At 62.7% G+C, this 469-nt stretch carries 1 protein-coding gene; it reads left to right on the top strand.

Going from position 1 to position 469, the window contains the following annotated elements; translation table 11 throughout:
* The coding region (locus CRD59_RS08055; RefSeq protein ID WP_161522323.1) for a hypothetical protein at positions 1–319 on the top strand (319 nt) is incomplete at its 5' end.
* Positions 320–469 lie beyond the last annotated feature (150 nt).

The following is a 469-nucleotide window of genomic DNA, read 5'->3' on the forward strand; positions in this document are numbered from 1 at the left end:
CCCCCCCACCGCCCCGAACACCGGCAACCACACCAGACACACCACAGCCACGGCACGCCCCGACGGACAGGTCACCGCCAACATCCACTGGACCCTAGGAGGCCAACCCCAACCCGACTACCCACTCACCTACACCTACACCCACCAATACACCCTACCCAAAGCCGGCAGCATACCCATCCAACGACTCAGCGGAGAAACCCTCCTACTCCTCACCACCCTGGCCGCCCTCACCACAACAGCCCACAGGCTCAGCCGCAGACACTACGAGGCACGCAGCCGGCATAGCGCCCAAGCATTCAGCCGAACCGGCAGATGATCGGCGAACTGTCCTCCGAACCCCGACCCTTCGGCGGTGCTCCCACGGTTTCCCCGCGCATAAATCTTCGCTATAGTGGGTGTTACACATACAAATCTCCGCGCCCACGAAGAGCAGGCTTGCCTCGGTGCACGCATACGTGTGTGCGTA

This window comes from Bifidobacterium xylocopae, from assembly GCF_003315615.1.
Lineage (GTDB): Bacteria > Actinomycetota > Actinomycetes > Actinomycetales > Bifidobacteriaceae > Bombiscardovia > Bombiscardovia xylocopae.